We start from the raw sequence: 23,966 nt of genomic DNA on the forward strand, positions 1-23,966 counted from the left end.
AAAAATGCAGAGTAACGCAATCAAGATTCCGCCCACGATTCCCATGACAGGCGGCAACCAATATCGTTTATTGGTCATGGTAATCTCGCGTCCATCGTTTGGGGGTACTGGTGCTAGGTCACGTTCCAGTTTACCCGAACGCGCGTTGTACCAGACGGGGTAACGTTTCGGTGGCGTTGCTTTGGAGCCAGACGTTGGCGTTGGTGCCGACGGTGGGGTCGATGACTAACACTCTCGCGCCGGCTTCACGGGCTTGGATGGGAAGTAACGCGGCGGGGTAGACTTCGCCGGAGGTGCCGATGCTGATAACGAGATCGCACTCTCGGGCGGCATCCAGCGAATCGCTCCAATCCGGTTCGCTGAGTTCGTCGCCGAACAACACGAGTTTCGGACGGTACGCATCGTTGGCGTCCATTCCGATGAGAGGTTCGATCGTTGCTAGAATCGCTTGTGTTTGGGAACCTTCAGCGCGAATGCCGTGAAGTTGCCGGACGATTCGTTTGAGTTCTTCTCGGTCGATCAATCGCACGAACCGCCCACCCAGTGTCACGACTTCGAACAGCGTGCCATGAATTTCCTTCACAACCGCATTGCCCGCCAATCGATGTAACCCGTCGACATTCTGCGTGACCACGGTGACATCGCGATGGCGTTCGAGTTCCGCGAGTGCCTCGTGAGCGGCATTCGGGAGTGCTTTCGCGATTGGTTCCAACACGGCAAGCAGAAAGGCCGCTAATTCGTCCGGTCGGGATTCCAAGGTTTCCAACAAACCATCCCAGGTGGCAAACCGCTCGGGTGGGAAGGTCTCCCAAATGCCGGCGTCATCGCGAAAGGTGGCGATTCCACTGTCCGCGGAAATGCCCGCTCCGGTGAAGGCGACAATCCGCTTGGCATATCGCAGCCATTCGACCGCCAGTTCAAACTCGTCCGACGTTTCACTCATGCTATCCGCCCTGCAACGATTCCGTCGAACCGCATTGTTTTCATGAGAATTCCACCATCAAGTGTTTGCAACGGTGGTCGGTTTGGTCAAGGGAAGAAGTGTTACGGATGACGATATCGCCGTGGTCTTGTAAACTGAACGACGAGTGCTGCCGGTTGCGCTGGCAAATGGTACCGAACTTCTCGAATCCCACACGAGGTTTCCGATGGCTGATCAATCTGAAAACAAACTGTCGCGTCGAGCGATTCTAACCCGCACCACCGGAGCGGCATTGGCGGGTGCAATTGCGATGCAGGCCTCTGCCCAAGAAGTCAAACCTCTTGAAGTTCGCCCGGATACCACGCTGATTGACGACGTCAGCGAGACTAAGAGTAATTCGGCGGGCAAGAAGATCAAGCAGTCGATCGTGCAATGGTGCTTCGCCGAACACTGGGACATGGAACAGACTGCAAAGGTGGCGAAAAAGTTAGGTTGCCAAAGTGTCGAACTTGTGGCACCCGAGCATTGGCCGATGTTGAAAAAATATGGTCTGACCTGTGCGATTGCCTCAGTGGATATGTCGCCCGATCCGCCGTTCGTGAACGGGTTCAACAACCCTGAGAACTATCCGAAGTTGCTGAAAGCGACTCGTGATGCGATTGAAGCCGCCGCTGCTCACAACGTGCCGAACGTGATTTGCTTCACCGGGATGGCGGGGGATATTTCTCGTGAACAGGGGCTGAAAAACTGTGTTGCCGGGCTGAAGGAAGTCATTGGCTTGGCAGAGAAGAAAGGCGTAACGCTTTGCCTGGAAATGCTCAACACGCGTGACGATTCGCACCCCATGAAAGGCCATCCTGGTTACCAAGGCGACGACATCGACTATTGTGCCGATATTTGCCGAGGAGTTGGCAGCGAACGGATGAAGTTGTTGTTCGACATCTATCACGTGCAGATCATGAACGGCGATGTGATGCGGCGAATCGAACAACTGAAAGACCTCATCGGTCACGTTCACACGGCTGGCAACCCCGGTCGCAAGGAACTCGACGACACCCAGGAAATCAACTATCCGCCGATCATGCGGAAGCTTTTGGAAATCGGCTACGACGGATACGTCGGTCAGGAATTCATTCCCACCGGTGACCCGCTCGCCGGTCTGAAACATGCCGTCGAATTGTGCGATGTGTAAGACGGCCGAGAATCGGAAAAATCGTGTTTGCTAGCGTACAACAGGCGTTGTGTAATGCACCGAGATATCTCGTCGAGACAAATTGGTGCGTTACCCTTCGCTTGGCGCACTCTACAATTCCGACATGAAACCAGACCCTAAACTTCAAATCGTAACCCAGTCCGCGACCGATCCCGTGTGCGGGATGACGGTCGATCCGAGTTCGTCATTGTCGAGCGAACACGACGGGCAAACGTATTACTTCTGCTGCGAGCATTGCCAGCACAAGTTCGAAAGCGATCCTGAGTCGGTGTTGCATGCGGACTCAGCGGGCGGGTGTTGTCACAGTTCCGAAACCGCAACCAAGCGGACGCACTCCGCGAAACCGGGCGTTTATATTTGCCCGATGTGTCCGGAGATTGAGCAAGATCACCCCGGTGATTGTCCGAAATGCGGGATGGCGCTCGAACGCAGCGGTCCGCCACCAACTTCGAAGACGATCTACACTTGCCCGATGCACCCGGAGATCGAACAGGACGAACCTGGCGATTGTCCGAAGTGTGGCATGGCGTTGGAGCCAAAGACGGTCGCCATGTCGGCGGAGGACGAGGACGACCCCGAACTGCGTGACATGAGCCGCCGGTTCTGGGTGGGAGTGGCTCTCGGTGTGCCGTTGTTCTTGCTCGCAATGTTGCCAATGCTCGGCGTTCCGGTGCACGACGTGATTTCCCCGCAGGCATCACAGTGGATTCAACTCGTCCTCGCCACGCCGGTGGTGTTGTGGTGTGGCCTGCCGTTTTTTGTGCGGGGGTGGAAGTCGATCGTCAATCTCCACGGAAATATGTTTACGCTGATCGCGCTCGGCGTGGTAGCCGCGTACGGTTATAGCGTGATCGCTGTGCTGTTTCCGCAGGTGTTTCCGGCGTCGTTTCAAGATCATGCAGGCTTGATCGGTGTGTACTTCGAAGCGGCGGCGATGATCGTGGTGCTGGTGCTGCTTGGGCAAGTCATGGAACTCCGTGCTCGCAAACGGACCGGTGGCGCACTGCGGGAATTGATGAATCTCGCCCCGCCGACGGCTCATCTTGTCGGGGACGATGGCGAACGCGAGATTCCCGTCGACGAAGTGCAATCGGGAAATCTGCTGCGTGTGCGACCGGGTGAAAAGATTCCCGTGGATGGCACAATTACCGAAGGCGAAAGCAATGTCGACGAGTCGATGATCACCGGCGAACCGATTCCCGTTGCCAAGACGGTTGGTGATTCCGTCATTGGTGGCACATTGAACGAGACGGGTTCGTTTTTGATGCGGGCCGATCAGGTCGGCAACGAAACGATGTTGGCTCGAATCGTGCAAATGGTCTCCGAAGCACAGCGGAGTCGCGCCCCGATCCAACGCATCGCCGACCAAGCTGCCGGGTACTTTGTGCCGTTCGTGGTCGGCGTGGCGATCATCACGTTTTTCGTGTGGCTCGCGGTGGGGCCGTCGCCGGCGTTCACTTACGCACTTGTGAATGCCGTCGCAGTGTTAATCGTGGCCTGCCCATGTGCATTGGGGTTAGCGACACCGATGTCGATCACCGTCGGCGTCGGGCGAGCGGCCCAAGAAGGCGTGTTGTTCAAAGATGCGGCTGCCTTGGAAACACTCCGGAAAGTCGACACACTCATTGTCGACAAGACCGGCACACTCACCGAGGGCAAACCGAAACTGACCGATGTTCAACCGGTTGGGGAACGATCCGAACAGGATGTCTTGGCACTCGTTGCTGCGATCGAAAGTCAAAGCGAACATCCGTTGGCTCGGGCGGTCGTGGATGGTGCCAAGGACCGGAATGTCAGCTGGAACGATGTCAACGACTTCCAGTCCATCACTGGTGGCGGTGTGCAAGGCAGTGTCGATGGAAGACGCATTCTCATCGGTAAACGGGAACTACTCGAAAAGGAAGGCGTTTCGGGAATCGCGGAACTCACCGAGCAAGCCGACCAATGGCGACGCGAAGGCAAGACTGTGTTGTTTGCTGGTGTCGATGGGGAACCGCTTTGTCTTCTAGCGGTCGCCGACCCGATCAAATCCAGCACTGCCGAAGCCGTTCGAGAGTTGCATCGCTTGGGATTATCGATTCGGATGCTGACCGGCGATCACGAACAAACCGCTCGTCACGTCGCAGAGCAACTCGGCATCGATGATTTCGAAGCCGGAGTCAGTCCGGAAGACAAGCACGACCGTGTCGAGTCGTTGAAGCAGAGCGGTCATGTTGTGGCGATGGCGGGTGATGGCATCAACGATGCCCCGGCACTTGCAGCAGCCGACATCGGTATTGCAATGGGTACGGGCACGGATGTGGCCATCGAAACCGCCGACGTCACGCTTGTGCAGGGCGACTTGCAAGATATCGTGCGGTCAATCCATCTCAGTCGGGCGGTGCTGCGAAACATCAAACAGAATCTGTTCTTTGCATTCGCTTACAACACGCTCGGCGTTCCAATCGCAGCCGGCGTGTTATACCCCGTGACTGGATGGTTACTCAGCCCGATGCTTGCCGCAGCAGCCATGAGTTTCAGTTCCGTCTCGGTGATTTCCAACGCGTTGCGATTGCGGCATACGGTCGACGTGTAGACTTCAACGTCAATAAGGTGTTGGGAATGAGGATGGAGGATAGACGATGGAGGATGGCGACTTGCTGATGCCCAGCTATCCTCTATCATCCATCTTCCATCCCGCAGGACCAACGAAGCCGAACACTGAGCGAGCAACCACCGGTATCCAACCGCAGCAACTAAACCGCTTCACGGAATCGCAGATTGGGTTTTTCGATGGTGACGACGGTGTTCGCTGGCACGCTCTTCATTAGCGAGACGCTGGCCCCGATGACGGAGTTATGTCCGATGACGGTGTCTCCGCCGAGGATCGTGGCGTTGGCGTAAATCACGACATTGTCTTCGATCGTCGGGTGGCGTTTTTGGCCGCGAATGATTTCGCCGTTCTCGTCTTTCGGGAAACTCAACGCACCCAACGTGACGCCTTGATAGACTTTCACACCGGCAGCGATGTCGCAAGTTTCGCCGATCACCACGCCTGTGCCGTGATCGATGAAAAACGACGGGCCGATGTTCGCCCCCGGATGAATGTCGATGCCGGTCCGCGAGTGAGAGCACTCCGCGAGAATCCGTGGAATGAGCGGCACCTCGAGTTCGTACAACCGATGAGCCATGCGGTGAATCGTGACGGCCTCGAAACCGGGATAGCAAAAAATGATTTCGTCGAGCGACCGTGCCGCCGGGTCTCCGTCGAGTGCGGCTTGGGCGTCTGTCGAGAGAAGTTTCCGCATGTCCGGAAGAGATTCCAGAAACGCGATCGCTTTCTTCTGCCCTTCGGCTTCGAAATCGATATGTTTTTTCTCCTCGCATTGGACACCATGTTCGACATCGTACGCATGACGCAATGCTCGGCAGATTTGCACGGTCAGGCGGTCATGGAGGTCGTCAATCAAATTGCCGACGTGGTACATGACGTTGCCCATGTGCAGATTCTCTCGCCGGCGATAACCGGGGAACAGAATCTCCTTCACGTCTTGCCCGATTTGAATGATGGCGTCAATGTGTGGCAGCGGACAGTGTCCCAGATGGTGCGTCGCCGCTGTTTCGAGATAGCTCTCGACAATTCGATCCGTCAATTCCGGCAACTGCTCTTTCAGGCGGACATCGGTCGCCATGCGTCTGATCTCCTGGGCCGTCTCTTGGCCTACTGTGTCTGCGGTCGAAGCGGAAAGCTTCACGTACTCAAGTTTTTTCCGCGAGACACAACCCGCGTTGATGAATGGTAACCCACCCTGGGCACCACAAAGGTGAACAAATCTAATCTCTGCCGTCCCCATTCTACCGGACGAACGCTAGAAAGTGGACACTCGAAATCCGGTGGAAGTTCATCCGTCTGGAAGGACGCGGTCGCGCACCGGCATCCTTGTCTTTTCGTCTATCGGATTTCCTGGTATTTCAAGCGGTCTCGTCGTAGGTGTTGCAGCCGGGATTTTCGTCATCGTTTGCCATCGACCAATCAATCTTGTGAAAACTCTCCAATTTACCGAAGTGGTGAAGCTTCCGCCGATCAGATGGCGTTGCAATGTGGCCTGTCGTCGTAACTTGGAACAATCTTGAGTCTTTCTCGGAATTTTCCTCGACTGAGTTGGCAAAGTTTGCCGATTAGAGAGACAGGTGTGTTTTCGGGGGTGTGGTGAACAAAAATGCTCATCCTCCCCGGTAGATCCGGGTTGCAAGCCATCCGATCGTGAAGGCCGAACGCAGATGATCGATGCGAACGACTGGGTGTTCCCAGGAATCTCGACAAGCGAACTCCAACACCGTGTGGTGTCACAGCGCTTCCACCCCAACGACACCGAGCGACTCGAACTCGCGAACCGATATCAGATTTTACGCCGTTCCTTTGGACGGTTGAGTCATCGTTGGACACCTTTGTTACAAGATCCTCAATGTCCGGTTCGACATGAACCGGCACTGAATCGATTGGCAAAAGAGGCCATCGGTACGTCGAAAGTCGTCTATGCGGAACTTGGGCGGATTAAGGAATCCTTAGACGATTGTTTGCCCGCGAGTGTGCTGTCGTCCCTGCTCGATTGGAACTCGCTACAAATTGGACGTTTGGAGTCGCAAACCAAGTTGCTGGCGTCTGCTAAAAACACGATGCAAACTTTGGGCAAGCAATTGGCGTTGATTGCCTCGGGGCGACAGGAATCCTTCGCCGAGTTGGCGAGTTTGTCGCGGAGCATGTTGATCGATTTGCGTTGGCGACCACAGATTGAAAGTGTGTTGCCCGACCCCGATTTGGACCTGTCGCTAAGTTACCCCAATGCCAAAGATCATCCCACGCTCAGTCACGCTGCGGCAGTGGGTTGGGAGACGGCACGTTTGACGGCATGGTTGATCCATCACGGTTTGGTCGTCAACGGTCGCGCGGTTTGTGGCGACTTGGACGCGGGTTTGGTCGTGGCAGCATCGCTTCTCCAAGACGTGGGATTGATTCGCCTGGAACGCAAGTTTCGCCTCTCGCCGAAGGAACTCCAGGCGAAACACGGGGACGATTACAAACAACATCCCATCTATAGCGTGGCGTTGTCCTCGCAGATTGCCGACTTGCCGGTCGAGTTGTGTCGGGCGTTGGGGCAACATCACGAACGGCTGGATGGAACCGGTTACCCGCGGGGGCCGGAAACGGGGCGGATGTCGGAAGTGTCTCAGTTGTTCGGAATTGTCAATCGTTTCTGCAGCTTGGTTCATCACGCACCGGATGATGTCTCCGACATCGAACGATTCGATCCATCATGGAGATACTGTGCGGCGGCGGCTCAACTTTACGACGAAGCTCAACGCGGTTGGTGGAACATCGAGTTGGCCAAGCAGATCGGCGAGTTGCTCGACCCCGAACTCCCTTCAGCAGTGGATCGATCGTTGGACACCGGAATGCCGGTTGATCTGGGGATGATTGCTCGTCGTCGATGGAAATTACACGTGCCACACCGCGACTTGGGCAAACCACACATCGAGCCGGCGGCGTTCCCCACGCAGAACGACGGAAACTGGCGAACCACCGCGTCCGCCATCCCCCAACAACGCTCCGCATAGGAACGAAAAACGATAGCAACGACGGAACACGCGACTTCACCTCTCCCTCTGGGAGAGGTCGGACGCAACGCGGCCGGGAGAGGGTCTTCGCTCGACCAGCCGAACGCCGCGATTTTACGAATCACATAGATGTAGGATTCCACATCACAACAACAGGTCGTCAGTTCAGCCCTCTCCCGAGTCTCCGACTCGACCTCTCCCAACGGGAGAGGTGAAGAAATGCTGACGGGTTTTCATTTTCGTCGCGACAAGTCATTTGCACTATAGAACGAACACAAGGACGCATCCTGATGGTGAGTTCGGTACCCAATCTGCCTTCGTTGGAGGCACCGAACGAATACTGGGACCAGACTCGCCGACCGTTGGTGTGTCTGGTGTTCTTGCTGCCGTTGTTGGTTGTGTACGAGTTCGGTGTGTTCTGGCATACCGATCCGGAAATTGACGTCCGCAACGGAGCCGACGCCTGGATGCGGTTGGGCTTGGAAAACGTGGGCGTACAGTTTGATTGGCTAGTGCCGATTGCGATTGTCGTGGTGTTGTTCGGTTGGCATCTCGTCATTCGAGACCGCTGGCGGATGTCGTTGGACACCCTGCTCGGCATGTTTGCCGAAAGCCTGTTGTTCGCGTTCTTGCTGATTGTGTTCGGCCAATTGCAGAATCTGGCGTTTGAACGCTTGATGCCGCCGGATCCAGTTTCGATTCTTCCCCCGTCACTGTCGGTCGACGCGAATTTTCTCGCCTCGGAAACGCCCTCGAATGCCATTGGTTCAACGTCTAAGGCGGTGACTTATCTGGGGGCGGGCATCTATGAGGAATTCATCTTTCGATTGTGCTTGCTTCCAGCGTTATATGGCCTGGCCCTCATGACACGCGTGCCGAAACGTTGGGCGGCTGCATTCGCGGTGCTGGTCACGAGTCTCCTGTTCGCGGGGGCGCATCACGTCGGTCCTATCGGCGAACCGTTCGCGATTTTCCCCTTCGTCTTCCGCTGCACCGCGGGGTTGGTGTTCTCCGCCCTATTCGTCCTCCGAGGCTTCGGCGTCACCGTCGGCTGCCACGCTGCTTATGATTTGCTCGTGGGTGTGCTGTTGGTCGTGATTTGACGATTGAAATATCAGACGTTTCCCATCGTACAACATAACAAGTCAAATCTTGTTCGCGACTGGAGACGCCAACATGCCTTACGTCATGGTCGACATCGAATCGGACGGACCGATTCCGGGTGATTATTCGATGGTCTGTTTCGGGGCCGTCGTAGTGGAACCGGAGTTGGACCGCACGTTCTACGGCAAGCTCAAACCAATCTCAGAGCAATTCATCCCGGAAGCATTGGCCGTGAGTGGGTTTTCCCGTGACGAGTGTCTGGCGTTCGATGAACCGACAACCGTGATGCAGAAGTTCCGTGATTGGTTGGGCACACTTGGGAAAAGTCGGTTGATGTTCATCTCCGACAACAACGGTTTCGATTGGCAATTCATCAACTGGTACTTTCACCATTTCCTCGGTGAGAATCCGTTCGGTCACAGTTCGCAGAACTTGGGGTCACTCTACAAAGGATTGCAGAGAGACACCTTCGTGAACTTCAAGCATCTGCGAAAGACCAAGCACACGCACGATCCCGTCGACGACGCCCGAGGCAACGCCGAAGCCCTCCTGCAAATGAAAGAGATGGGTCTAAAGATCAGCTTCTCGTGACGCACACCCTTTGCGAGAGTACAATGGGAGTATTGGAGATAGCCCATGAGTACAACGATTTCGACACTTACGATTCGCCCGCATTGGAACGGTGCCCATCTCACACCGGAGGATTTCGACGCCTGCGACGATTGGGAACCCGGCCACCGTTACGAACTGATCAACGGAGTGCTGATCGTGACTCCCCCACCCTCCGAAGGCGAACGCGGACCAAACGAAGATCTCGGCCGTTGGTTGTTGAACCACTTCGACTCGCAGGATTCGCCACCGTATTATTACACGCTTCCCGAACACACCGTTGTCAGGGATGCGAATCGACGGCGGGCGGATCGGGTGATTTGGGCGGGGTTGGATCGGTTTCCGAATGTGCGGGAAGATCAACCGGCGATTGTCGTCGAATTCGTCTCGGCCGACCGACGAGATCGTATCCGCGATTGCGAAACCAAACGGCAAGAATACCTCAGTGTTGGTATTCAGGAGTACTGGATTATCGACCGGTTCGTGCGACAGATGCTCGTCGTTCGAAAAACTGATACGGGGTTTACCGAACACCGGATCGTCGAGACGGAAAACTACGCAACGAATCTGCTTCCCAGGTTTGAATTGCCCATCCGGCGTTTGTTTGCGATTGCCGATCAACTGCGAGATGCCACGACTGATGAGTGATAAGAAACGGCGGCGGAAAGTAAAGTCGTGTGGGGTGATTCTGTTTCGACGCCAGCCGGAGTTGGAATTCCTGCTGATGATTCATCCGAAACGGTTGGATCTGCCGAAGGGCCACGTCGATCCGGGTGAAACGGATTTGGAGTGTGCCCTGCGGGAGATGGAAGAAGAAACCGGTGTGCCCCGATCGGCAGTGAAAATCGAAGAGCGGTTTCGTTTCGAGGAAATCTATTTCCCACCCGATAAACGCTACGGCCGACCGGTCGAAAAGACGCTAGTGATTTTCCTCGGTTGGTTGCTCGAAGATCGCCCGATCATCGTGACCGAACACGATGACTACAAGTGGTTCCCCTGGAACCCGCCGCATGATCTGCAAAAAAAGACGATCAACCCAGTGCTAGCAGCGATTGAGGAACACTTCGATATCGTCGAAGATTCTATGACATCAACCCGCGAAAACCTGTGATTCAGTCGGAGAGGACTTTGATGAAGACTTCTATCGCTATCTGGGGCATTCTTGGACTCATCGCAGTGTCCGAGTCATTCATCTACGGACAGAACACCGAGACGAATGCTCGCAACGAACGTGTTGCGGCGCCAGTTGTCTATCACGATTTGGTGTTAATCGTTTCAACGAAGGCCGGTGTTGCAGCGATTGACTTCGACAAGGCGATTGAAAACGGAATCACGTACCGCTACCGATTCTGCCCCACGGACACCGTTGAGGAGCAAAATGGTACGGGTAAGGTCTTCGAGAAATATCGACGTTTTCAGAATATGATCGGAGCAACTCGACTCGTCGACGATGGTAGTCAGCTTTGGATTGAAGCAGATGAGATTCGCTTGGAATGGTCGTTCGGTGGTCCTGACCGCGGCTGGGTTTACTATTCTCCCGAGAATACTCGAGTGCAAATTGCCAACTCGAAAAAGTTCGCTGAGTTGCAACTCAGTCAATTTGCTTGGTCGAACAAATAAAAAAGTGAGGAAGGAAAGCTCCTCCCTCACTTTTCCGTGAATCTGACATTGTCAGTGTCGAATTAAACTTTGCCGAAGATCGTGTTCCCGCTGGAACGCAAGCCGTCACAGGCAGCGGCCATGCGGTCGGCGACGCCTTGTTCGGCTTTCTTGAGGTAGCTACGAGGATCGTAGACTTTCTTGTTGCCGACTTCGCCTTCGATTTTCAGCACGCCGTCGTAGTTCTTCATGATGTGGTCGACGACGGGACGAGTGAAGGCGTATTGGGTGTCGGTGTCGATGTTCATCTTCACGACGCCGTATTCCAGTGTCGCTTGCAGGTCTTCGACGGAAGTCCCCGATCCGCCGTGGAAGACGAGATCGAACTCGGCTTCTTTGCCGTATTTGGCCATGACAGCGTCTTGGCCTTGTTTCAAGATATCGGGACGCAGTTTAACGGCACCCGGTTTGTAGTGGCCGTGCACGTTGCCGAAGGTGGCGGCGAACATGTAACGACCGAGCCCGTCGAGAGCCTCGTAAACAGCCAGCATGTCTTCGGGGGTGGTGTAGAGTTTGTCGGCGGGTTGATCGGAATGATCCACGCCGTCTTCCTCACCACCGACGACGCCGGCTTCGACTTCGAGAATAATTTCGTTCTCGGCACACAGTTTCAGCAACTCTTTCGAGAGGGCGATGTTCTCGTCCAAGGGCAATTCAGACGCATCGAGCATGTGTGATTGGAACAAGTTGGCTTGCCCGGCTTCACGACGTCGTGCGGTTTCTTGGATCAGCGGTTTGAGGAAGCTGTCCACTTTGCCCGGTTGACAGTGGTCGGTGTGCAAAGCGATCAGCACATCGTATCGTTCGGCCAACCGATGACAGGCTTCCGCGAGCACGATCGCTCCGAGCACTGCATCATTATTGCTGAGACCAGAAGCAAATTGCCCGCCGCCGGTGGAGACTTGAATAATGCCGTCAGACTTTTTCTCTGCGAAGGCCTTAAGTGCTCCGTTCATGGTGGTCAACGAAGTCACGTTCATCGCGGGATAGGCATAGCTGCCTTGTTGTGCCGCATCCAACATGGCGGCGTATTGGGCGGGAGTTGCAATCGGCATTGGAAAATCCTGTTGGGCAAAAAATCTCAGAAGCAAAGCGGACCGTCTCGGAGACAATCGGGGCGCGGACCGTCCTCCCAGCTTGTTCAGCCGCATTGTTACGAAGTCGGCATCCCTCCGCAAGTGACTCCTTTGTGTTCTCGAACGATTCTCCATCGCATCGAAAAACTCGAATCAGTAGGGGCCATCAGTTTTTCACTTTGAGTCATAGGTGGCACATCCCAGAGCGTGGCGATGGGCGTGGCGAACGTGGAAACCACGCCCTTCCCGTTGGTCATGGCGTGCCACCCAGGTTATTCCTAGTTTCATCTCTGACCAGCCCAGTCCGAATGAGTGGATCGGTCTCAATTCGTGAATCGGACGTTACAATCAAGGAATGAAACGTCGTGTCGTGCTGATCATCGAAACCTCCAGCGTCTACGGAAGGGATTTGCTTTCGGGCATCGTGCGGTTTATGCGGATGCGTGACGACTGGTCCGTGTTCCTCGAACAACGCGACCTGTGGAAGCAACCGCCCTCGTGGCTGAATCGTTGGAGCGGCGATGGAATCATTTCCCGCGTCACAACGCCAAAACTTCTCGATTCCGTCGCGAAGACGGGTGTGCCTTTGGTCGAAGTGACCGATCGGCATGGGGAAACGAAGTTGCCGCAGGTGCGGTCGAATGATGCGGCCATCGGGCGGATGGCGGCGAATCACTTGCTCGAACGCGGGTTTCAGCGATTCGCGTTCTGTGGCTTTCGTGGAGAAGCCTGGTCGAAACGCCGCGAGGACGCTTTCGCGAATGCGGTGGCGGACCACTCCGACGAACCATGTGCCCGTTACAACACTCCCTGGCATGGACCGTCCGCGTTGTCGTGGGAAGAGGAACAAGATCGGATTGTCGATTGGCTTCAACGAATCGAACTGCCGTTCGCGGTGATGACGTGCAACGATATCCGTGGGCAACATGTCATCGAAGCCTGTTCGAAACTGGGATTGTCTGTGCCGGAACAAGTCGCGGTCATTGGGGTCGACAACGATGAACTATTGTGCCGAGTGTGTTCCCCGCCACTCTCAAGTGTCATTCCGAATGCGGAAGCCGTCGGTTATCGGGCGGCCGAAATGCTGGCCGAGTTGATGAGCGGTGACGACATCCCGCCACGAACGGAAATCATCGATCCTCTCGACATCGCGACTCGGCAATCGACAGATGTTGTCGCGATTCAGGATCGAGACATTGCCTCAGCGCTCAAGTTCATTCGGGAGAACGCCAGCCGAGGGATTAGCGTCGAGGATGTGGTGCGGAATAGCGCTGTGTCTCGTAGCACCCTCGAACGGCAAATTCGCAAGTATCTCGGGCGAACGCCGCAAGAAGAAATTCGGCATGTGCAGATCAAACGTGCCCGTGAATTGTTGCTGACGACCGATCTCACCACCGAACGCATCGCCGAACTCTGCGGCTTCGAGCACACGGAATACTTTCACGTCGTGTTCAAACGCATCACAAAGACCACGCCAGGCGAGTTTCGTCGGCAAAGTCCCCGTTGACCAGATTCCGTCTTGCCGGACTGCGGTGAACATTCAAACGCCTTGGTTTGCAAACTTCTGCGAGCCGAAACCGACTTTCGTGGAAGTAAACCGCATGCACGGTTTGCACACCGGGATCAAGTTGGCAGAATGAACGCATCAAAAAACCTTGGTGTGTGGCGGCTTCACTCCAAGCACTCCGAAACCGTACGCGAAACTGAAACGAATCATGCGACGATTGATCCTACAAACGTGCGTTCTTGTGTTGGGCGGAATTTCGGAGTTCAGTTACGCCCAGATCGCGACACGTCCGAATGTGGTGCTCATCATGACCGATAACCACGGGGCGTGGACACTCGGCTGTTATGGCAATCAAGATATTCGCACGCCACGAATCGACCGGATGGCTCGCGAAGGCACGTTGTTCACGCAGGCGTATTCGTCGAATCCGGTGTGCTCGCCGACACGGGCGACGTATCTCACCGGGTTGATGCCCTCGCAACACGGCGTGCATTGTTTTCTTGTCGGTGGTCGACTGCAGACCGGTCCCGCTGCGCGGAACACGCTGGAGGAATTCACTTCGCTGCCGGAGATTCTGAACGATGCCGGTTACGCGTGCGGACTCGTCGGCAAATGGCATCTCGGCGGAAACATGTCGCCACAGGAGAAGCTCGATGAGTACTGGATCACCATGCCCCATGGCGGAACGAGTACGTTCTACAATGCGAACATCATCGAGGACGGCAAACTCCGCCAAGAACCACAGTACCTGACCGACTTCTGGACGAACCATGCAGTCCAGTTCATCGATCAACAAGCCGCTGACGAGAAACCGTTCTTTTTGTTCCTGTCTTACAACGGTCCGTACGCGCTGAGTCGGTTATTGCTCCGTGAGGGACAGAACCGGCACGCAGCGTACTACGCCGACAAACCGTTGCCGTCGTTCCCGCGTGAGCCGGCCCACCCTTGGCAGTATCACAATCTCGATTACCACAACAATCCGATTTCCATCCGCCGGGTGGCAACGGAAGTCAGCGGTGTCGATGACGGCGTCGGTCGCGTGTTGGACACACTGAAAGACAAAGGCATCGACGAAAACACCATCGTCATTTTCGTGGCTGATCAAGGATGGAGCGGCGGGCACGGCGGATACTTCGGCATGGGCGACCACACCCGCCCCGTTACCGCCGACGATGAAATGATGAAAATCCCGATGATCTGGCGTCACCCTGGTGGGATCACCGCTGACGCGAAGTCGAATGTGCTCATCACGAATTACGATTTCCTGCCAACGCTCTTGGGATATCTCGGCCTGAGTGATCGGTTGCCAAACGATCCACCGCGTCCCGGACGGGATTTCTCACAGGAGCTGCGAGAGGCGAACGCGGTCGAAGTGAAAGACGAAGCCGTCTTCTACGAATTCGAGCGACTACGGTGCATCCGCACGCGGGATTGGAAGTACGTGCATCGCCATCCCAACGGACCGCATGAACTTTATCACCTCAAAAACGACCCCGACGAATTCACGAACCTCGTGACGTTTTCAGAACACGAGGCGACTAAGCGACAATTGAAGCAACGTCTCGACGCATATTTTACGAAGTACGCCGAACCGCGGTACGACATGTGGAACGGCGGTGGATCACAGACGCGAGTATACGTCGGCATCGACGAGGAACACGCTCAAGTTGAAGACGTCCCATCCCCTGCATTGCCGAAAGATTTTCAACCGGTCGACATGACCGTGCCGGACGGATTCACGGTTGAACTTGTCGCTGGTCCGCCGTTAGTCGCACACCCGACGTTCGCGACGTTCGACGATCGCGGCCGCCTCTTCGTTTGTGAGAACGCCGGCGTGAATCTCTCCGCGAAGGAACTTGAAGAGCAACTGCCAAACTCGATTCGCATGCTCGAAGACATCGACCAAGACGGCCGCTTCGAGAAAAGCACCGTCTTCGCGGACAACATGACATTCCCGATGGGTGGTGCTTGGCATGATGGTGCGTTGTATGTCGCATCGCCACCAAACATTTGGCGTCTCGAAGACACCGATGGTGACGGTGTCGCGGACAAGCGAGACAAACTCGTCAGCGAGTTCGGTTACACCGGCAACGCGGCCAGCATTCACGGCTGCGTATCGGGACCGGACGGGCGGTTGTATTGGTGCGACGGTTATCACGGCCACACCTTCGAAAACGAGAGCGGCGAAGTCACTAGCCAGCGGGAAGGTTCGTATCTGTTCTCTTGCCGACCGGATGGCAGCGACGTGCGAATTCACTGTGGCGGCGGGATGGACAACCCCGTCGAAGTCGATTTTACCTCCACCGGCGAAATGCTCGGAACGGTCAACATTCTCTATACCCGTCCGCGGGTCGATGCCCTTGTGCATTGGCTCTACGGTGGTGCATACCCGCACCGCGAACGCGTTCTGAAGGAACTGCAAACTACCGGCGATTTGCTCGGCCCGGTGCACGAGTTCGGTCACGTGGCGGTGTCGGGAACGTTGCGGTATCGGTCGGGGATTCTCGATCACCGTTGGCAAGACAACTTCTTCGCCACGTTCTTCAATCAAGGCAAAGTCGTGCGGTTGGAAGTCTCGCCGGAAGGTTCCACGTTCCAAGTCCGTCAGCGTGAATTTCTTGCCAGCGAGAACCGCGACTTTCATCCCACCGATATCGCCGAAGATGCCGACGGAAGTTTGCTTGTGGTCGATACGGGCGGTTGGTTCTATCGCGGTTGCCCGACGTCGCAGTTCGCCAAACCCGATGTGCTCGGTGGCATCTATCGAATTCGTCGTCAAGGCATGACATCCTGGGATGACTCACGCGGCAACGCCATCGATTGGCAGTCGTTGACACCCGCCAAACTTGTGAAGTTCCTCGGCGATCGCCGACCGGTCGTGTGGGAACGTGCGATCAATGAATGTGTGAAACGCTCGGACGAGGTCGTGCCGTTGCTGAGCACAACAATTCAGAGAGGCGATATTCGCCCACGGTTTGGTGCGTTGTGGGCACTCACGCGGATGCACCCCAAAACGCCCGCGATTCGCAAAGGCATTCGCACTGCACTCAACGATCGCGATGTCGGATTGCGAGCGGCAGCGTGTCGTAGTTTGGTAGCCGATCCCGATCCAACTGCTTTGGGTCGTCTCAGTGAAATCGTCGTCAAAGACGAACCGCAAGTTCGCCGTGTGGCAGCGACGGCACTCGGTCGGTTGGGTGATCCGCAAGCGGTCTCGGCGTTGTTGGAATCCCTCAAGACTCCCGTCGATCGCGCGTTGGAACATGCGTTGACGTTCGCACTCATCGAGATCGACGATGCCGCGTCTGTGCAGAACGCTCTCGTCAGTGACGACCCCAATATCCGCAAAGCGGCGTTGATTGCGCTCGATCAAATGCACTCCGGCGGACTCACCGAAGCGGACGTGTTCGCCCAAATCAAGTCCGAAAGTCCAGTCGTCGCTCAAGCTGCTGCTCGCATTTACGAACGCCATACCGATTGGAAGCGACACACCGCCATTGTCGCGAGTCGCTTGCTCGTCGACTATGAAAAGTTCAACGCCAACCAGGAACTTATTCGTCGTTTGCTCTCACGGTCGCTGACTGATCCAGCTGTTGCCGACCTGATCGGAACATTACTGGTCCGGGAGGATCTTCCCAAAGAGATGCGGTCGTTAGCCCTTTCTGTGTTGGCGAGCAGACCCGGATTACCCGTCGCCGAAAGGTGGGTTGGTCCGCTGGAATTGCTGTTGTTGAGCCGTGACGAACAAACGGTCCACGACGCGATTGCAGTGGTCGCTGCATTGAAGACGGATCGGTTTGCCGGTTTGCTGGAAAGAATCGCGACAGATACATCGCAGCCGATTTTGCTCCGTGTTGCCGCGAAGGAAGCGCGTTCGGGGAAACCGGGACGACTGACGGATGAATCGTTTCGTTTGTTGATTCAAACCATCGCAAGCAGTCCGAAACAGGCGACTGCCATCGCACAGAAAATCGGTTCGACTTCGTTGAGTAAGTCGCAGTTGTTGGAATTAACGACTGTGTTGACAGATGTGTCGGCGGACGTGTTGAGTGAATTGATCCGCCCGTTTGCCCGAACGAGCGATGCCGAAGTGCGGGCACGGTTTCTCCAGGGCGTCGGTGGAGCCCGACAGGGAACGAAACTGTCGTCCGTGCAATTCTCGGACATCATCAAAAGTTATCCGCAAGATTTGCTGCCGGAAGCGAACCGGCTACTCGACCAAATGCGACAAGCTGAGCAAGCGAAACTCGCCCGGTTGGATTCACTGATTGCGGCACTCGATGACGGCGACGCCGAACGCGGTCGTGAGTTGTTCGCTAGCGAAAAATCTAAGTGTGCCACATGTCATCGCATCGGCGAAGTCGGCGGGAAAATCGGTCCTGATTTGACGACCATCGGGGCGAATCGATCCGCTCGCGATTTGTTGGAATCGATCGTGTTTCCCTCGGCGAGTATTGTCCGCGACTACGAACCGTACCGAATTGCCACCAGCGACGGACGAGTATTCGCCGGGCTGATCGTGCGGGAAACCGATGCGGAAGTTGTCATCCAACAGCAAACGGGCGATCCCATCACGATTGCCCGGGACGACATTGAAATCCTCTCCCCCAGTGATGTGTCGATCATGCCGAAGGGGTTGGAGGAGAACCTTTCCGAAACGCAGTTGGCCGACCTCGTCGCGTATCTGCGAAGTTTGCAGTCTCGCGAGGGAGGCCAAGATGACTGACGAAACGAACCAGTACAGCCGCCGCGAAGTTTTGAAAAGTGGCTTAGCGGCACCGTTGGCGTTGGCGGCGGGTTCCGCACAGGCGTCTCCCGCGACGAGTTCCATCATTCAGCGAGAGAACCAGCAACCTGGCACGACGGATTGGCAACTCACGCGAGTTCGCATCAACGCCGGTCCGTACCGGACCACATTGATCGAGGGCTATTGCTCGCATCAATCCATCGAAGCCGGAGAGACACTTTCGATCTCTGTCAGCACAGACCCAGTGCGTCAATTTACGATCGACATCTACCGTATGGGATTTTACGGCGGAGCTGGCGGGCGACACATGACAACACTCGGTCCACTTAACGGAACCACCCAACCGGTTCCTGAACTCGGACCGATACCAGGGCGATTACGCGAATGTGATTGGTCCCCGAGTGTCGAATTCAAAATCCCGGATGATTGGGTGAGCGGGGTATATCTCGGCAAGTTGACGACCGTACCGGAATCCCCTTCAGACCCGTATTGGCAGAGCTACGTGATCTTCATTGTTCGCGATCGCCGACCGGCCGCGATGCTCTTTCAATGTAGCGACAACACCTGGCAGGCTTACAATCGGTGGCCGGTGAATGAGTCGCTCTACACGCACCCTGACGGTGCCCATGCTCCCGGTGTGGCCGTGAGTTTCGATCGGCCTTACGGCAAGTACGTGCAGATCTTCGACCATCCGCTGTCGATCGGTTCGGGCGAGTTTCTGCTGTGGGAATACCCCTTGTGTTATTGGCTGGAACAACACGGTTACGATGTGACCTACGGTTCCAATCGCGACACAATGGACTCCAAGTTTCTCACCCGCTGTGGCACGTTTCTCAGCGTTGGGCACGATGAATACTGGGACGTGCGGCAATACAACGCGGCCGAGACCGCAATCAACAGGGGCGTGAATTTCTTGTGGCTGTGTGGGAATTCGGTGTTCATCGATTCGCCGTTTGCCGCCAATGCGAAAGGACAAGCCAACCGTCGAATTTCGCGAGCCGGATGCTACGGGCCGTTGCGACAAGATGAAATCGAATCCTATTCATCCCTGTTCGCTGGTCTAAAGAGTACAGCCCCCGACGAGCGAAAAATCATCGGGGCTCGGAGTGTCGTCCCATTCAACGGCGGCGGAGATTGGACCTGCACCAATCCCGAACATTGGGTTTTCCAAGACACGGGAATGAAGAACGGCGATTCGATCCCCGGTTTAGTCGGTTGGGAACATCACGGCGAACCAGATCCCGATCGAGTCGGTTTAGAAGTCTTGGCCGAAGGGCGTGTCTGGTCGGGTGGCGTGCGTGAAGGGGCTTATGCCGCAACGATTTTTCCCGGTCCGAAGAACAACTTCGTGTTCAATGCGTCCAGCATCTTCTGGTCGCAGGGATTGAGTTCACCACCGGGACACATCTTGCCTTGGTCGCATGGCTCACGTCCGCACGGTCCCGATCCACGGGTGCAGCAAATGACTCAGAACCTGCTGAATCGGGCCGCGAGTTCATCGCCCGGCTAATCATCACCGGACTCGATTCCTAGTGTCGATGCGTTTATGCTCAGTGCGATCATGTTCCCTGTTGCTTTCATCCGCGCTGACGAAAGACCCGACAATGGACCGAATCATTTTTGAACGACTGATTCTGAGTGTCGTGTTCCTAGTGGGAATTCCCACGCTTGCCGACGCCGAGTCCATTTGGATCGAAGGCGAAAATCCCGTTCAAAAAACGGTGACGAAACACGGCTGGTACGACAACGTTCGCAAAGACGGTATGTCCGGCGGCGAGTGGTTGTCGCATTACGATAACCGTCGGCCCGGCATGGCGACTTATCGTTTCAACGCAGCGGAATCTGGTGAGTTCACGTTTTGGTGGCGGGGCAATGTGCTGTTGTCGGAAGTCGCGTTTCAGCTCAATGGCGGCGACTTTGAGACGATGAACTTTCGTGACAAACGCGGCCAATATCAAGTGTCGCCGAATCCCGATCACCGAGCCCTCGCGTGGGTGAAAGTGGGATTGGTGCAACTGCGGCGTGGCGAGAACACGCTCACGATTCGCTTTCAAAGCAAGGTGTCCAATCATGGTGGGACCGATGCGATTCTGTTCGACAACACCGGTTTCGTTCCCAGTGGCATCCGCAAACCGAATGAAGACGTCGCCGGCAAACCCGATGAATGGTTCCCCGTCGTTTTCGATACCGATCGCTTCTCGCCCGATTCCGTCATTGATATGTCGAAGTACATCGAAGCCCCTGCCGGGAAACATGGGTTTTTGAAACGTGAGGGCAGCACGCTGAAGTTCGAGAACGCGGGTGCACCCGTCAAGTTTTGGGGGTGTGGGGCGAACGTGTCGTTCGGCAAATTTACGCGGGATCAGCAAACGTCGCGGATCAAATATCTGCGGAAGCACGGCGTGAATATGGTCCGGCAACACCCAGTGTTCGGCGAAGTCGGTCCGCTTGTGAACGGGAAGTTCGATGCCAGAAAAATCGACGAATTCGACTGGTACTTCGCGGAACTAAAGAAGCATGGGCTGTATATGACGTGGTCGGTGTTCTACCCGCTCACGATTGGCCCAAACGACGGCTACGACCCGAAATTGTACGCCGAGTTGCCGGACGAGGGTCGCGGACGCAAACGCACTTACGGTCTGGTCAACATCGAACCGAAACTGCAAGAGTTGCAGTGGGATTACGTGAAGGCGTTGTTGCTGCACAAGAATCCTTACACGGGTCTGCGGTACATTGACGATCCCGCGCTTGCGGTCCTCGAAACGCACAACGAAGACTCGATTTTCTGGCATTTCCCACTGGGCGATTTACGCGACCCGAACAAATTCCCGTTGCATTCTCAACGGTTGCGACAGAAATGGTTCGCCTGGGTGAAACAGAAGTACGGTAGCGAAGCGGCCACGAAACAAGCGTGGGGACAACTGCGGCGAGGTGATGCTTGGTCGCAGGGCGAACTGGAATTGATGGGGGCGTATCACTTCGGAGGCGACGGTCCGACTTACGAATTCAAAGGCCAAACGAAACGCACCGGGGACTTCATCGAGTTCCTCGCACGACTGCAGAGAAATTTTTACGAACACCGCGAACGACAACTTCGCGATTTGGGCTACCAAGCCGTCACCGTGACAACGGCGTGGAAAGCCGGTGGGCCGTCTGCGGACCCCGCGAACTTGTGGACCGATCTCGCTGCCGACATGATCGATCGGCATAACTACTTCGGTGGCGGCAGCGGTGGACATGGCATCGCGGAGGGCAAAGTCAACAACGCGTCGCACCTGAGTCGACCCGGCAGCGGGTTGCTCGCGATTAGCTTGTACCAAGTGGGAGATCGCCCGTTCTCCTGCACCGAATGGACGCAACTTCCCCCGAACCAGTACAAACTCGAAGCAGCCCCGCTGATTGCCTTCTATGGCATGGGTCTACAGGGTTGGGATGCGTCGTATCATTTCACGAGCAGTCGGGAGTATCCCGGCGACGGTTGGCCGAACCTGAGCAGTTACGTCACCGACACTCCGCATTACATCGGCCAATTCCCGGCGTTGTTCTTCGCGTTGAAACATGGACACATCGAAGAAGGCCCTGTCATTGCCCGGCGAATACTTTCCGAGTCGAACTTGTTCACTGGCACCGATCCGCTCCACCAAGATCTCTCCAGCGGGCATGATGTCAAAGATGTCGACGAAAACGCGGGCACCTCACCGGCAACACTGGCGATCGGCAGAGTGACGATCGACTTTGCCAATGAAGAGTCGGCGAGGCAGAAGACTGCTCTTTCTCAGTATTGGAACCCGAACGAAAAAACCGTGCGGTCGGCCACCGGTGAGTTGGTGTGGAATTACGGTCGTGAATTGGTCACCATTCAAACTGAGAAGACGCAGGGACTCATCGGCCGCGTCGGCACGAAAGCCGTGAAACTTCCCGGCGTGACCGCGAGTGTCAACACACCGTTCGTGTCGTTGCTGTTCACGCCGCTCGATGACCAACCGCTGGCTGAATCAAAGCACATCCTGATCACCGCGATGGCCCGCGACAAACAAACCGGCACGGAATACTCCGCCGATGGCACGCAGTTGAAGACGATCGGCGGTCCGCCGCTACTCATGGAACCCGTGCAGGCAGAGATTCAAATCGCTGGTGCAAAACCGAAGCAAATCAACGTGCTCGATGTCTACGGCGTGCCCACCGGAAAAACGGTATCGACGGACCAGAGCGGGAAATTTCAAATCGACGGTCGTCATCGCAGTTACTACTACGAAGTGAAGCGTTAAGACTGTGCGACGACTTTAACTTCGTACGGGTTCTCGCTGGAGGGTGATGCCGGCAGTGGTGCGTTGAGATAGACTTCTTCCGCGCGACGATTCAGCCAAGGACGAAAGAGTCTTGTGAGCAGCGGCATCACGACCCACGCGAGTGTGATCACCATTACCACAGTCGTGATCAACATGGCAACCAGCGAGGGAAGCCGGGTCAAGACTGGTCCCAGCGTGCTCGAAACCACCACAATGGATGGGAACACGCCGAGCCAAGTCACGAGGGCCATCTTCCACTTCGGCGGAACAAAGTTTCCGTCACGGAAGAACGCTTCAAAACCGTGGAGCCGACGAATCACGGCACTTCCATCGATCAAATCTGCGGTTTCGTCTTGGTACTGACGAAACAATTCGGATTCGTAGAAATCGTGACTATGTTGCAGACTTTGGAATGCCCGATGCACCCGGAACTCGCGGGAGTTGCTGCCCGGTGCTGGTTTCATGAGATGTACACACATGACTCCCGGTGATGCCAACGAACGCTGTACTAATCGCACCAAAGCCGCTTCGAGTTCCGCTTCCTTGCCTTCCTTCGCGACTAACGCGATGGCCCAATGAACCGTTTCAGTCGAATGGGAAACATCGAATTCGGGCATCGGCGGCGATCCAATCGGGGGAGAAACAGCGAATGGCGAATTGTAAGTCGCGTTCCCGGCTGGATTCAATCAGCGATTTTGTTCGGACAAATCTGCATTCTCGGGAAACTCAGAAACCCTGGAGATTTCACGCGGTCTCAGTCGATAACAGCGACTCCGTGTGTGGAGACCGCAGAACAAAAATTTGACGGTTTCCGCCTCATTTGGTAGAATGCGATCAATACCAAACCAACAATTCAACGCCGGCCCCCCGGCGTTTTTGTTTTTGCCGACTTAGGCGATTCCATGGGGAATCGTATCTTTTGCTCGGGTCGGCTCCGAGCGTAACCCACAGGAGTTTCTATGTTTCGTTGTGAAAAGTGTGATCACGTCGTCGAACCCGGAACCCCGGCCCAGCACGTTGTCGTGCAGCGACGTCCAGTCGAGTACCCCGAACGAAGAGAACCGCTCTCAAGGCGTCCTGGTCGTCAGTTCCGAGATAAAACTGTCGACAAAGGTGGTGAGGGCAGCGAAATTGTCCGCGAAATGAAAGTTTGCCCCGATTGTGCCAAATCGTCCGAAACGGCGATGGCCGGCTAATTTGGCATCGATTCGGGCAGATCGGAATTTGATTTTCCCGAAGCCGCGA

At 55.7% G+C, this 23,966-nt stretch carries 17 protein-coding genes; 13 read left to right on the forward strand and 4 right to left on the reverse strand.

The features are described from left to right. Nucleotides 1–130 precede the first annotated feature (130 nt). Complete coding sequence (locus AC5DDB_RS16485; protein ID WP_491740838.1) at nt 131–943, reverse strand: Sir2 family NAD-dependent protein deacetylase; 813 nt, start codon at nt 941–943, stop codon at nt 131–133. A gap of 205 nt (nt 944–1,148) precedes the next feature. Here AC5DDB_RS16485 and AC5DDB_RS16490 point away from each other — a divergent pair, with 205 nt between their 5' ends. Then, nucleotides 1,149–2,114, forward strand: coding sequence for a hydroxypyruvate isomerase family protein (locus AC5DDB_RS16490; protein WP_491740839.1), 966 nt, complete (start codon nt 1,149–1,151; stop codon nt 2,112–2,114). An 85-nt stretch (nt 2,115–2,199) separates the two neighbouring features. Continuing rightward, a complete protein-coding gene (locus AC5DDB_RS16495) occupies nt 2,200–4,710 on the forward strand; it encodes a heavy metal translocating P-type ATPase (RefSeq protein WP_491740840.1) in 2,511 nt (836 codons plus the stop codon). A 160-nt stretch (nt 4,711–4,870) separates the two neighbouring features. On the opposite strand, the gene epsC is transcribed toward AC5DDB_RS16495, so the two are convergent. Next, nucleotides 4,871–5,806 carry a serine O-acetyltransferase EpsC gene (gene epsC / locus AC5DDB_RS16500; protein ID WP_491740841.1) on the reverse strand — a complete coding sequence of 312 codons (936 nt, stop codon included), beginning with the start codon at nt 5,804–5,806 and terminating at the stop codon, nt 4,871–4,873. A gap of 589 nt (nt 5,807–6,395) precedes the next feature. On the opposite strand from epsC, the gene AC5DDB_RS16505 reads away from it, so the two are divergent. From AC5DDB_RS16505 to AC5DDB_RS16530, 6 genes are all read left to right on the forward strand, one after another. Next, nucleotides 6,396–7,730: an HD-GYP domain-containing protein gene (locus tag AC5DDB_RS16505; protein WP_491740842.1), complete on the forward strand. Its 1,335-nt coding sequence runs from the start codon at nt 6,396–6,398 to the stop codon at nt 7,728–7,730. 290 nt (nt 7,731–8,020) lie between these two features. Next, entirely contained in the window at nt 8,021–8,833 is an 813-nt protein-coding gene (locus AC5DDB_RS16510; protein ID WP_491740843.1) for a CPBP family intramembrane glutamic endopeptidase, read from the forward strand. A 73-nt stretch (nt 8,834–8,906) separates the two neighbouring features. After that, nucleotides 8,907–9,425 (forward strand): exonuclease domain-containing protein, encoded by a 519-nt coding sequence (locus tag AC5DDB_RS16515; protein WP_491740844.1) that lies wholly within the window; start codon nt 8,907–8,909, stop codon nt 9,423–9,425. Between the two features lie 45 nt (nt 9,426–9,470). Further along, entirely contained in the window at nt 9,471–10,091 is a 621-nt protein-coding gene (locus AC5DDB_RS16520) for a Uma2 family endonuclease (protein WP_491740845.1), read from the forward strand. Continuing rightward, nucleotides 10,084–10,554, forward strand: a complete 471-nt coding sequence (locus AC5DDB_RS16525; RefSeq protein WP_491740846.1) for a bis(5'-nucleosyl)-tetraphosphatase — start codon at nt 10,084–10,086, stop codon at nt 10,552–10,554. The genes AC5DDB_RS16520 and AC5DDB_RS16525 overlap by 8 nt, the downstream gene beginning before the upstream one ends. A 20-nt stretch (nt 10,555–10,574) precedes the next feature. Continuing rightward, complete coding sequence (locus AC5DDB_RS16530; RefSeq protein ID WP_491740847.1) at nt 10,575–11,063, forward strand: hypothetical protein; 489 nt, start codon at nt 10,575–10,577, stop codon at nt 11,061–11,063. A 62-nt stretch (nt 11,064–11,125) separates the two neighbouring features. Here AC5DDB_RS16530 and fbaA read toward each other — a convergent pair whose 3' ends face one another. Next, complete coding sequence (fbaA, locus tag AC5DDB_RS16535) at nt 11,126–12,157, reverse strand: class II fructose-bisphosphate aldolase (RefSeq protein ID WP_491740848.1); 1,032 nt, start codon at nt 12,155–12,157, stop codon at nt 11,126–11,128. Nucleotides 12,158–12,533: 376 nt separating this feature from the next. On the opposite strand from fbaA, the gene AC5DDB_RS16540 reads away from it, so the two are divergent. From AC5DDB_RS16540 to AC5DDB_RS16555, 4 genes are all read left to right on the forward strand, one after another. Beyond that, entirely contained in the window at nt 12,534–13,685 is a 1,152-nt protein-coding gene (locus AC5DDB_RS16540; RefSeq protein ID WP_491740849.1) for a XylR family transcriptional regulator, read from the forward strand. A gap of 208 nt (nt 13,686–13,893) precedes the next feature. Next, a complete protein-coding gene (locus AC5DDB_RS16545) occupies nt 13,894–18,411 on the forward strand; it encodes a PVC-type heme-binding CxxCH protein (protein ID WP_491740850.1) in 4,518 nt (1,505 codons plus the stop codon). Then, nucleotides 18,404–19,942 (forward strand): N,N-dimethylformamidase beta subunit family domain-containing protein, encoded by a 1,539-nt coding sequence (locus tag AC5DDB_RS16550; RefSeq protein ID WP_491740851.1) that lies wholly within the window; start codon nt 18,404–18,406, stop codon nt 19,940–19,942. The genes AC5DDB_RS16545 and AC5DDB_RS16550 overlap by 8 nt, the downstream gene beginning before the upstream one ends. A 94-nt stretch (nt 19,943–20,036) precedes the next feature. Continuing rightward, nucleotides 20,037–22,700 carry a hypothetical protein gene (locus AC5DDB_RS16555; RefSeq protein ID WP_491740852.1) on the forward strand — a complete coding sequence of 888 codons (2,664 nt, stop codon included), beginning with the start codon at nt 20,037–20,039 and terminating at the stop codon, nt 22,698–22,700. On the opposite strand, the gene AC5DDB_RS16560 is transcribed toward AC5DDB_RS16555, so the two are convergent. Next, the gene (locus tag AC5DDB_RS16560; protein WP_491740853.1) at nt 22,697–23,338 is read right to left on the reverse strand and encodes an antibiotic biosynthesis monooxygenase; all 642 of its coding nucleotides are present in this window, start codon (nt 23,336–23,338) and stop codon (nt 22,697–22,699) included. The genes AC5DDB_RS16555 and AC5DDB_RS16560 overlap by 4 nt on opposite strands. Before the next feature lie 342 nt (nt 23,339–23,680). Here AC5DDB_RS16560 and AC5DDB_RS16565 point away from each other — a divergent pair, with 342 nt between their 5' ends. After that, nucleotides 23,681–23,917 (forward strand): hypothetical protein, encoded by a 237-nt coding sequence (locus AC5DDB_RS16565; protein WP_491740854.1) that lies wholly within the window; start codon nt 23,681–23,683, stop codon nt 23,915–23,917. Nucleotides 23,918–23,966: the final 49 nt, after the last annotated feature.

The organism is Thalassoroseus sp., assembly GCF_984380535.1.